This is a genomic window from Congregibacter sp., from assembly GCF_047617445.1.
Classification (GTDB): domain Bacteria; phylum Pseudomonadota; class Gammaproteobacteria; order Pseudomonadales; family Halieaceae; genus Congregibacter.
Genome location: NZ_JBLGBE010000106.1, coordinates 1 through 10,408, shown reverse-complemented (window position 1 = coordinate 10,408; position 10,408 = coordinate 1). Strand labels below are relative to the sequence as shown.

10 protein-coding genes are annotated in these 10,408 nt (G+C 55.0%); 4 read left to right on the top strand and 6 right to left on the bottom strand.

Annotation, left to right across the window (positions count from 1 at the left end):
- Positions 1-134: 134 nt before the first annotated feature.
- Positions 135-755, bottom strand: a complete 621-nt coding sequence (locus ACI9KD_RS15965; protein ID WP_414982167.1) for a class I SAM-dependent methyltransferase — start codon at positions 753-755, stop codon at positions 135-137.
- Between the two features lie 167 nt (positions 756-922).
- On the opposite strand from ACI9KD_RS15965, the gene ACI9KD_RS15960 reads away from it, so the two are divergent.
- Positions 923-1,420: an asparaginase domain-containing protein gene (locus tag ACI9KD_RS15960; RefSeq protein ID WP_414982166.1), complete on the top strand. Its 498-nt coding sequence runs from the start codon at positions 923-925 to the stop codon at positions 1,418-1,420.
- 7 nt (positions 1,421-1,427) lie between these two features.
- On the opposite strand, the gene ACI9KD_RS15955 is transcribed toward ACI9KD_RS15960, so the two are convergent.
- On the bottom strand, positions 1,428-2,939 hold the full coding sequence (locus ACI9KD_RS15955; protein WP_414982165.1) for an acetyl-CoA acetyltransferase: 1,512 nt from the start codon (positions 2,937-2,939) through the stop codon (positions 1,428-1,430).
- A gap of 229 nt (positions 2,940-3,168) precedes the next feature.
- On the opposite strand from ACI9KD_RS15955, the gene ACI9KD_RS15950 reads away from it, so the two are divergent.
- Positions 3,169-3,453, top strand: coding sequence for a S1/P1 nuclease (locus ACI9KD_RS15950; RefSeq protein ID WP_414982164.1), 285 nt, complete (start codon positions 3,169-3,171; stop codon positions 3,451-3,453).
- Between the two features lie 300 nt (positions 3,454-3,753).
- Here the strand turns inward: ACI9KD_RS15950 and ACI9KD_RS15945 are convergent, their stop codons facing one another.
- The 4 genes from ACI9KD_RS15945 to ACI9KD_RS15930 are packed head-to-tail and all read right to left on the bottom strand — an operon-like array spanning position 3,754 to position 8,281.
- Positions 3,754-4,476 (bottom strand): dienelactone hydrolase family protein, encoded by a 723-nt coding sequence (locus ACI9KD_RS15945; protein ID WP_414982163.1) that lies wholly within the window; start codon positions 4,474-4,476, stop codon positions 3,754-3,756.
- Between the two features lie 46 nt (positions 4,477-4,522).
- Positions 4,523-6,439: an aminotransferase class I/II-fold pyridoxal phosphate-dependent enzyme gene (locus tag ACI9KD_RS15940; RefSeq protein ID WP_414982162.1), complete on the bottom strand. Its 1,917-nt coding sequence runs from the start codon at positions 6,437-6,439 to the stop codon at positions 4,523-4,525.
- The gene (locus tag ACI9KD_RS15935; protein ID WP_414982161.1) at positions 6,432-7,214 is read right to left on the bottom strand and encodes a lysophospholipid acyltransferase family protein; all 783 of its coding nucleotides are present in this window, start codon (positions 7,212-7,214) and stop codon (positions 6,432-6,434) included. The genes ACI9KD_RS15940 and ACI9KD_RS15935 overlap by 8 nt, the downstream gene beginning before the upstream one ends.
- Positions 7,211-8,281 carry an alpha/beta hydrolase gene (locus ACI9KD_RS15930; RefSeq protein ID WP_414982160.1) on the bottom strand — a complete coding sequence of 357 codons (1,071 nt, stop codon included), beginning with the start codon at positions 8,279-8,281 and terminating at the stop codon, positions 7,211-7,213. The genes ACI9KD_RS15935 and ACI9KD_RS15930 overlap by 4 nt, the downstream gene beginning before the upstream one ends.
- Positions 8,282-8,452: 171 nt before the next feature.
- Between ACI9KD_RS15930 and ACI9KD_RS15925 the strand changes: the two genes are divergently transcribed.
- On the top strand, positions 8,453-8,683 hold the full coding sequence (locus tag ACI9KD_RS15925; RefSeq protein ID WP_414982159.1) for a hypothetical protein: 231 nt from the start codon (positions 8,453-8,455) through the stop codon (positions 8,681-8,683).
- Positions 8,684-8,871: 188 nt separating this feature from the next.
- Complete coding sequence (locus ACI9KD_RS15920) at positions 8,872-10,284, top strand: SDR family NAD(P)-dependent oxidoreductase (RefSeq protein ID WP_414982158.1); 1,413 nt, start codon at positions 8,872-8,874, stop codon at positions 10,282-10,284.
- The last annotated feature ends 124 nt before the right edge of the window (positions 10,285-10,408 follow it).

Below are 10,408 nucleotides of genomic sequence, written 5' to 3'. Positions count from 1 at the left end.
ATGTTTTCTCTAGCCTCCTGACTTACACCCTCAACGCGATAGCGAAGCCCTTCGGCCTGCACATATTGAGAAGACAAGCCAAACAGAAAAACCATGACACATGCGGCACGCGAAATTGTAAACATCCGATGGACTCAACCTCGCCTGGCGCTGCCCCAGATGTTAAAGCCTGCAAAGCGCGGGGTACCCGGGAGATACATGCTTTCCTGATCGTCGCTGTGAAACCCCCCTTCTTGTAGCAGAGCCGGAATATCCCGGTTGAGATGACAACCACCTGCGATAGCACCCCAGAGACGGTTCAAGCGATTTTGCCACCGGCGCACGTCCTCATCAGGAGCTCGCCCATGCTCTGCATAATGCAAAATTCCCCCAGGACGCAAAACGCGAGCCATGCCCTCAAGCGCGGCCATGGGATCCGGAATCGTGCACAGGCTAAAGGTCATCACGATAGTATCTACGCTGCTCTCTGCCAGGGGGATCTGCTCTCCGGGTAAGCCAATAAACTCGATGGGGAACCCAATACCCTTTGCCCTAGACTGCGCAAGCTCCCAAGAAGCCTCTGATGGATCAAGTCCAATAAGTCTGTCCACCTTGTCAGGATCGTAGTACGGAAGATTAAGCCCAGTTCCTATACCGATCTCTAGCACCGTACCTGTAGCACGAGGAACAATTTTCTCTCGCTGCTTCATGATTGGCTTACTGCCGCAGGCGCAGTTGATAAAGTGCGGAAGTACGTGTCGATCGTAAAAACCCATAATCGCTGTCCAATATGCCGATGCTTGTTTGCTGGAAGACATTATAAGCGGCCCGAGCGCATAGTTGCGCAGCGCGGATCAGGTAATGACTGCAAGTGAATAGAGCCTCGACAGGGGCTCACGCTTGTAGGAGGATTCGTCCTCAGCTAAGAAGGCCCAGGCACAACATGAATCTTCACATTATTACGACCGGCGGCACCATCGACAAAATCTACTTCGATGCCAAGAGCGACTATCAGGTTGGTGACCCCGTTATTGGTGAACTGCTTGACAGTATGGGCGCTCAGTTTCCTTACACCGTTGAGTCAGCGATGCGCAAAGATAGCCTCGAGCTGACCGATGATGATCGAAAACTGATTCGGGAAAGTGCCGAACGCTGTACCGAGCAGCACGTACTCATAACCCATGGCACCGACGGGATGGTCCAGACTGGTCAGGCGTTAAAAGGCATAGAGGGAAAAACCATCGTGCTGACTGGCGCTTTGCAGCCAGCGGCTTTTAAGGGCTCGGATGCCATTTTCAATATTGGCTGCGCCCTGGGAGCCCTGCAAGCAGCCACTCCCGGCGTCTACATCACCATGAACGGCCAATTGTTTGGGATCGACAATGTGCGTAAAAATCTCGAAAGAAATCGATTCGAGGCGCTCGAGAACCACGGCAGTTAGGTTCGCCCTAGAGATTAAAGTGGTTTAGACCATCTTCATGCGTTACGCGCGCCTGACAACCTACATGGTTTTTCTCTATGAGCCTCTGCATTAGCTCAGAGTCCTTGGACAGGGCCACGCAGCGCCGGCCGTCAGCCAGTCGACCAAGAGCAATAGCTCGCTCGGGCTGCTCTGCGGAGTAACACACTGTATGTGCTTCGATGACAAAGCTACCCTCGCCTTCTTCAGCAAGGACTGGCGTAGTGAGCGCATCGATGCTCGCCTGCAGCGACTCATCGCTTTTTGGCTCCCAAGGATGTTCAGACGGCTCCCGTGCATAGACGCCCACAGAATGTTTGGTTAGGTAGCCTCCATTGGCCCACACCAACCCGGCCCCTCTATCAGTCTCACGGAGGCGGTCCACCATCGATGCAATTGCGTGCAAACTGTAGTTGTTACCAGGCCCGCCAAACAGGCTTAGGCCGCCGGTGACCGTCACGCCACGAGAATCGTCAAGCTCAAGGTCGAGAGCATCACACCCCGCCTGCACCGCCGAAGGAAAGCAGCTGTAAAGATCAAAGTGCGTAAGCGCCTCGACAGACAAACCACTTTGGGTCAGCGCCGCTTTGCAGGCAGCCTTTAGAGCGGGAGACTCCTGTAAGTTAGCGCGTTGGCTCAAGAACCACGAATCGTGTGCACTGGCCGCTCCCCGAAGATAAATCCATCGCTGAGGATCTACACCCAGTTCTCGTGCCTTGCCCACGGTGGTCAGCACTACCGCGGCGGCCTGATCAACCGCGATAATCGCGTTCATGACTTTCGTATAGGGATAGCTAATCATCCGATTGCCGCCGGCCGTGGATAGCACCTCCTGAGAAGATAACTGACGATTCTTCCACGCATAAGGGTTTTGCTCTGCGCAGCGACTCATACTGGAGAGCAGATCACCCAAAAGCGTTTGATGCTCCGCGTTTGAGAGTCCTTTTGCATGTGCTTGAGCAGACTCAAACAAGGGATAGGCGTTGATAGGCTCGTAGAGCCCATGTGCCTGCTCCGTCGCCGCGGTCATAAGCGGTGTTTCCCCGACCTGAATCGCTGTACTGTCCAAACCCGTACTCCAATCAGGGAATGGCTGCCCCGAGCGCACTGCGCCCAGGAATGATGCCAACAGTTCGACGCCACACAGCAGTACCACTTCTCCATCACCGTGCGTCAGGCGTCCGGAAAATTCATTCAGCAACTGCTGCGGAAGATTCCCACCTACGTCCGACGTGTACTGGATGGCATCAATACCCAATCGATCTGCCAATGCAGCCCCGGGGTTAATGGGCATCGCTTCTGCCAGACCCGGCACCTGGTTCATTAAGAACGGGATGTGAACAATGCCATCAATGGCCTGCATCACCCGCTCTGACCCCGTGTCCGACAGCGCCTTTGCTGCAACCGCTTGAAGCGCGTCGACCGGCGAGCGTTCAACATCGCGTTCGCGCCAGACGGCTTGTCCTACGCCGATAATGATCGGTTGCAGGTCATGATTCATCGCAGAAACTCCAGTGTTTTGAGGCGCGGTTTTATACCACAGCAGCACCGCAAACACAGTCTGGAGTTAGGGGTGGCACTGGCAGTAACATTCATCCCCATGCCAACTACTGAAACTATCTCTACTTTTCGCTTTCGGCGCCTGGTCCTGAGACATGCATCGTTCTTGATGCTGGCGCTTTCGCTAGCCGGGATGCTTTGCAGTCCTCTAGCGCAGGCCTTGGGGCGCTATGGGGCACGAAATTGCAGCTCAGCTTGCTCAGCCCTACCTTACTGAGGACTGTCAGCAACAACTCACAGCGCTGCTGGACGATGAATCTCTGGCAAGTGCCTCCACCTGGGCTGATCGAATGCGCAGTGACCCGTCGAACTTTTGGCAAAAAGAAGCGGGCCCCTATCATTACGTCACGGTGCCAAAGGGCCATGCCTACGAGGAAGTCGGGCCCACCCCCCCAGGGCGATGCAGCCAATGCACGTTGGGAATGGCCTGGATCGCGGGGGAAATCAAGTTATAGTCAAGATCACCGGCGAAATATCCAAGCAAAAGACAGCAATCCCCAGGTCTGGATTGCGGAGAGCGCCGCGTTACGCGAATCGCTTTACCCGGTACCTATTTCCATCGATGAAGCCTACATATGCCGAGAGCTTCCCCGCGGGGAAGAACGGCTGGCACTCGCGGGGATTCGTACAGCGGCGTGGCTGAACGCCATCCTTGACGAAAAGGCCTCTCTCCCCCAACGACCTGCCGTAGCAGTTAAAGGTAGAAATCAGGAATAAACTCGGCTGGTGGCAAAACTTCTTCCGACGCTGAGCCTTTATTCGCCAAACAGTTCCTGCAGAAAATCACTGATCGCGACACTGGCTCTGGCGTCCGCTGCGGGACTATAAACCGTGCCGCTCGCCGAATCGTTGGCCTGAGGGTTAGTAAACGCGTGTTGCGTACCTCCGTAGGCGTGTACCTGCCAATCAGCGCCCGCCGCACTCAACTCCGTAGCCAAGGCAAGCATGCTCTGTGGATCAGCCATCGGATCGTCATATCCGTGTAAGCAAAGTACCTTAGCGCTAATCGCAATATCAGTGAGGTTTTGAGCAGGCATGAACAAGCCATGAATGGAAATGACACCGGCGATCTCGGTGCCCATACGCGCAAGATCCAGCGCACAAAGACCTCCAAAACAATATCCCATGGCCGCGCATCGATTAGCATCAACAGTTTTCAATGAATGCACCGCGGCCAGAGCCGCTGTCATACGTGTCTGAAGCTCCGCCCGGTTCTCCAGCAATGGCGTCATCAGCGCCGCATTCGCTTCTGGTGACGACCCGCGAATTCCCTTGCCATACATATCGATCGCCACGCCCACGTAGCCTTGCTGGGCTAAGCCACGAGCTTTGCTCTCTTCAAACTCAGTCCTACCGCCCCAGGCATGACCAACCATAATTCCGGGACGTGGTCCGGATCGGACATCGTCCCAGGCGACAAAAGCCTGATGTATAGAACCCGAGACTTCGTAGTCGACGTAAATTTCCTGAATTGCCATAAAACCCTATCCTGATAGTAAATTTATCTTCGCTTTGGTCTAACTATCAACCATCTGTAGAGGCAACGACACGTAGCATAGCCCGGCCGTCATGTCGCATAAGGCCGTGCAACTCGATACCGCTGTCCCCGTGGTATAGATCCAACAAGTAATCAAGCACATCTTCACTGATGCGCTGCCCCGGCACCAAAACCGGGATGCCCGGAGGATAAGGAACCACCTGATCTGCGCTGATTCTACCGATGAGAGCTTTGTTCACGCCGTGACTATCGTCACTTAGGGGGGCGTCCTCGCTAGGACCAAAGTAGGCCTCTCGTGGCCGGGTGACAATATCTCCGATCGTTGGGAGCACACTCGGAGCTTGCGAACGGATCGGTTTTTCGGGTATTTCCCTGGCCAGAGTTCTCAAGGCATTGAGTAAGCGCAACACCTTGCTTTGGGTGGTGCCCAGAGTAACCAGCACTGAAAGCGTGTTGTGAGTGATCTTCTCAACCTGGATTGAATGCTTTTTATACAGGGCTTTTTGCAGGTCCCGCGCTGTACATCCCGCACGACTCACATCAATAGTTAGTTTGGTAGGGTCCAGGCGCACAGCATCATCTTGCAAGGGATCCGGCAACATATCTGCGAGCTCAAGAACCCTAAAGCGACCCGTGTCCGCAATTCCACTGCGAAGCTCCCGGCCGTAAGCTATGCACCGGTCCAGTCGTGTAAAGCCTTCCATACTCATTTGTTTGCGTGCCACGTCCAAGCTGGCGATCAACCCGTATTGCGGACTCGTCGATGTATGCATATTTAAATGCTCACGAAACCGACTTTCATTGAACTGCGGATCGGCCACATGAATCATGCTCGCCTGAGAAAAGGCAGAGAGCATCTTGTGCGTGCTTTGGGTAACGTAGTCTGCACCGCTCTCCAGAGCACAGGGCCTCAGGTCTGGGTGAAAATAACCATGCGCATACCAGGCCTCATCCACTAGAACCTTCATCCCTGCGGCATGAGCCCTGGCGATAATTGGAGCAAGATCGTAATAGAACCCGTCGTAACTGCAGGAGGTGAGAACCAGTAAGCGCGCATCGGGATGAGCATCGATGGCGTCATAAATAGTCTTCTTGCTCACCGGCCCATACAGGCCAAAAGTCTCATTCACACTCGCAGGCAAGTAGATGGGGTCTACCCCAGACATGATTGCAGCGTGATGTACCGATTTGTGGCAGGCCTGATCAACCAACATTTTGCCCCTGTCACCCAGAACATGCTGAACGATCACTTTGTTCGCCATCGACGTGCCGTTGGTCACAAAGAAGGTATGTTTAGCCCCGAAGGCATCAGCGGCAAGGTCCTGTGCGGCATGAATGACGTGCGATGGATCCAGTAAGGAGTCCAGCTCCTGAACGGAAACCGACAGGTCAGCGTTAAAGACGTGCTCACCCATCATGCGATAAAAATCCGCAACCCAGGGACTCTCGCGCAAGCCATCCCCGCTGGAATGTCCCGGCGTGTGCCAGGCGTCACGAGCGCCTTCAACATACTCACGCAAGGTGTCAGCAAAGGGCGTACTGGCTCGTTTCGCAATTGCGCGGCGCAAACGTCGGAGCAAAATTTCGGCCCGCGTATCGTCACGATCAACCAGTTCAGCATTGTCGTCAGCGGGCGTCTGCCCCGACGGTACCGCAATAAAAACATCCACTTCGCTACGTACACTGCGCAGCTGAGAGACTGTCGTTTCGACGTCAGACAAACTGGCAGCGTCCAGCACGACGCACTGCAAAGCTCCGTCGAGCCGGGCCTGCTCGACCAACAAATCCGGAGAAGCAAGACCCGAAACTCTCAATTCACAGCACCGGTTCTCCTCTTCGCCGCGCGCTTCAAGTTCACTTAGGCGCTGACAGAGAGAGTCTCTCCAATCATTGTCGGCACTGACAACTATTGCGTGACATTGAGGCAAACTATATTCAGACACTGTCAGAACCTGCATCAGTGGATGTTGTATTGCTCTGGACGTATGCCTCGGGATCAAGCCGGCGCATCTCGGCTTCAATCCAGGTCTCCACCTGGGCCATCAAGGCCTCGGGGGCCCCCCCTGCTGCGGAAATAGGTTCGCCTATGGATACATCGATCGTTCCGGGGATAAAGGAGAACGACTTCCGAGGCCAGCACTGGCCCGAACTCACCGCAATGGGTATGAGCAACGCCTCGGTAGCGACCCCCAAACGGCTAGCGCCGCTTTTGTAATTACCCTGCCCCCCTCGCTCACTGCGCGTACCTTCTGGAAACATAATGATCCACCGGCCACGATCCATCAGTTTCTCACCGTACTGCGCCACTTTCTTCCAGGCCTCAGAATGCTTGCTACGATCAATAGGGACCATTTCAAGTCGAGCCATACACCAACCAAAAACCGGAATTCGCAAAAGCTCTTTCTTGAATACGTAGGCAAGGTTATGGGGCATCATGCTGGGAAAGAAGAACGTCTCCCAAGTAGATTGATGCTTAGAAACCAGAATCACTCGCCGCATATCGTCAGCCCCCGGCAGGTTCTCCTCGCCTATGAGCTGGTAATCCACTCGACCCACCCAGCGGGCCGCAACGACCACGCCGCGCAGCCAGGGCCTGGCAAACCAACGCCATAGCTTTTCTGAAGACAAAAACAATGAACAAACCAATAAGCCCAGCCCAACCGGAATAATGCTCACAACCATCCAGGCGAATACCAGCGCTGAGCGCAGCGCGTTCATGCCGCTTGCTCGGTACCGTCCGTGGACGACACGCTACTGAGAAATTCGGCAATGTTCGCGTAGGCTTCCTCCGCTTCGGCCAACTCTGGCGTAAACATTTGCCAGACGTGCACCATGTCCGGCCAGGTCTGCAGCAGTGCAGGCGATTCTGCCGCCTGCGCCTTGGCGACGTAGCGTCTTGCGTCATCCAGCAGCATTTCTGAGTCACTGGCCTGCACAAGAATCGGCGGCAAATCCGCAAGTGACCCACGCAACGGTGATATCCGAGGGTCTGTAGGGAGCATCCTGGATGTCGCCCAGGTGTACCAAAGCACCAATATTGATGGCACTTTTGCTAAGGCACCAAAAGCCGGCCCCAGCATCGCGTCGGTGGCGATGTTGCTGCGCAAGCTCGGTGCATCTAATACTGCGTCCGTCGCAGGTGAAAGTGCAATACCGGCATCGGCCTGGCGCAAGCCCTGGTCCCGAACCCAGGCAAGCAAAGAAAGCGTCAGGTTACCTCCAGCAGAATCTCCTGCAACGACCAGCGTTTGCGCGGGGGAGCGTCCATCGGGCCCGTTCTCCAAGATCCAGCGATAGGCTCGTCTGCAGTCCTCGATACCTTCAATACGCTTATGTTCGGGCATAAGCCGATAATCGAGCGTAAATACGGCCGCACCAGTGAGTCGCGCAAGCCTGTCAGTGATGGGACGATGACTTACGGGGCTACCGGCGATGAACGCGCCACCATGCAAATACAAAATACGCCGCCCGCTATCGAAATTCGGCGCAAGCACCCACTCGCCACGCAACTCCTGTGTGGAGAGCGTATGAAACTCACTCACATATTCTCGTTCAGCCCCCATCTTATCCATGAAAGCTCGCACTGCATGCACTCGCTGTCGCCCGCGACCGTGGGACCCTCCCCCAAACTCACTCAATGACGCAAGCACCGACTGCATAGCCTCGCTCGGAGCACGAGCGCTGTGTCGCGGTACAGGCTGGTCAAGATATGACAGGTTCTCACCCCGCAGGACCAGGTAAGAAAACATTACGAACGCCACAAGGGTGATAGCAATCCAAAACATACAGTTAACTCCGAGAGATTACGTAAGCAAGGATGATTATCCCAGATACAGGTAGGGCGGAACCACCAAATCAGGCGCTATAATGGCCCGTAAGCCAAATCAGGCGCGTCAGAATGCAAACTCTGGCGACTTAGGTACGACAAAGAGGCACTTGCTAGTCAATTACCCACCATGACTGAGACGGACGACAACAAAAGCAGTAAGCCCGCGCTGGCCACCAAAACCAAGGCGGCTATGCGTCAGGAGTTAGAGCAGGCAACCCAGAAGTTTTTACACGTGGGCGGCGAAGTTAACAACGTCCCCCGAGGAGCCACTGCCTGGACCTCCCGGCGAACGCACCCCGGTGCCCGAAGTGGTAGCCACAATAGAGGCTCGGCGAGAGTCACTCAAAGGGTCGCGTAAACCCCCTCGTAAGCAGGGTTTCAAGCGATCTCGAAAACAGGTCATTTACGATGATTTCGGCGAACCCCTACGCCATGTGTGGGTAGACGACTAGCGTCAACGTGGCTGTTTGAAGAGTACTCGAAGGTGAACTAAGCGGCGCCAGAATGCGTAGGTATCGCTGTATTTAGCAAGAGTTCGCTCGCACCATGATCAGCCTCCACCAAACTATCCGCGTCGCGCGACGCATCGAAGAATGTTTCGATTACGCAGCCGACTTTAGAACCTCTCCCGAATGGGACGCGACTGCTTTTAAGGCCAGAAAACTCAGCGACGGGCCTATCGGCATCGGGTCTCGCTTTGCCGTGCGTTGCCGCCTGCCCGTGGGATCCATCGAACTTCTCTACACCATTACCGAATTCGAGCCTGCCAAGCTAGTCACCTTACAGGCCGACAGCTGGCTTTTTTCCGCGGTGGACACCATCTCGTTTGCAGAAGAACAAGGCCTAACCCGGATCGATTATCGTGCGGACTTCAGCTATAAAATGCCCTTTTCCGCATTCGAAAACATACTCAAAAGTGGTATGCAAAGTATGGGTGACGTGGCACTACGAGGGCTTCAGCGCGCCCTTGAAGACAACAATGCCGCACCGAAAATCTCCCCGGGAAGCGCAACGGCAGACCGCTTGCTTTGGCCTGGCTTGGCTATGTTTAGCAAATGGGGCTACCGCCGAGGTCGCAAACACTGGCTCCCCATGAGCGCCTCAGTCAAAGGCAAACGAATAATCGTCACTGGGGCCAGTTCAGGCCTTGGGCTGGCTACTGCGCGGGAACTTGCCCAGCGCGGCGCCGAATTGATTCTAGTCATGCGAAATCCTGAGCGTGCCAAAGCAGTCGTCCAAGAGCTCAAGGCGGAAACCGGGAATCGTGCAATACGCCACGAACTAGCAGATCTGTCTCTCATGACAGACGTTGATGCCCTGGCCCAGCGACTACTGAAGGACGGCAAACCCATCGATGTACTGGTCAACAACGCCGGCGCTTTGTTCAACGACTGGAGCAAAACCAGTGAAGGCCTGGAGCAGAGCTTTGCTCTCCTCCTGCTCAGCCCTTGGCGTCTCACACAATCACTACACCCGCTTTTGAAAGCTGCGGGAAAGTCTCGCGTAATCAACGTTGTATCTGGAGGAATGTATTCGCAAAAGCTTTGCGTCGAACAACTGGAAGCGACCGCGGAAAACTATGCTGGGGCAACGGCGTATGCTCGCTGCAAACGAGCCTTGACTGTCGTGACTGAAGAGTGGGCGGACAGCTGGGAAAAAGACGGTATCGTCGTAAATGCGATGCATCCGGGCTGGGCTGATACGCCGGGCGTCGAAACCGCACTCCCTGCGTTTCATACCCTCACGCGTTTTATCCTCCGATCTCCACAAGAAGGGGCCGATACGATTATCTGGCTCTGCGCTGCATCCGAAGCCTCCAGCGTTAGTGGCAAACTCTTCCTCGATCGGGAGCCACGCACGACGCATTTACTATCGCGCACACGGGAAGACGCAGCTGAACGTGGGAAGCTCATGGCGTTTCTGGAACACTTTGAAATCGAAGCTGAAGTTTCTGCTTAAACGGCAGCCGGGAAAGCCTGAAGCTAACCGGCTGCGCTGCAGCTATTTTCCAAAGGCTATAAGCGCCAGCGTTCCATAGCCAACGAGTAGCGCGATTGCGATGAATCCGGCAGTTCTCCAGTTC